This is a genomic window from Priestia sp. SIMBA_032 (genome assembly GCF_046535215.1).
Taxonomy (GTDB): Bacteria; Bacillota; Bacilli; order Bacillales; family Bacillaceae_H; genus Priestia; species Priestia aryabhattai.
Genome location: NZ_JAWRXD010000498.1, coordinates 1 through 278, shown reverse-complemented (window position 1 = coordinate 278; position 278 = coordinate 1). Strand labels below are relative to the sequence as shown.

At 39.9% G+C, this 278-nt stretch carries 1 protein-coding gene; it reads left to right on the top strand.

What is annotated here, in order from left to right:
- A partial coding sequence (locus SB717_RS35295) for a DEAD/DEAH box helicase (protein WP_410907573.1) occupies positions 1-278 on the top strand: 278 nt, incomplete at both ends.

Below are 278 nucleotides of genomic sequence, written 5' to 3'. Positions count from 1 at the left end.
TTAGCTGAAGAAGCGATCCAGGGAGTTGTTCTAGCCCCAACACGTGAATTGGCAATTCAAGTAGCTGAGGAGTTAAACCGGATTGGACAAGTAAAAGGAGTTAAAACGTTACCGATTTATGGAGGGCAGGACATTAATCGTCAAATCAAGGCTCTTAAAAAAAGACCTCATATTATTTCAGCAACTCCTGGACGTCTTATAGACCATATGAAAAGAAGGACCATTCGTTTAAATAACATTCGTACAGCTGTTCTGGATGAAGCAGATGAGATGTTAAA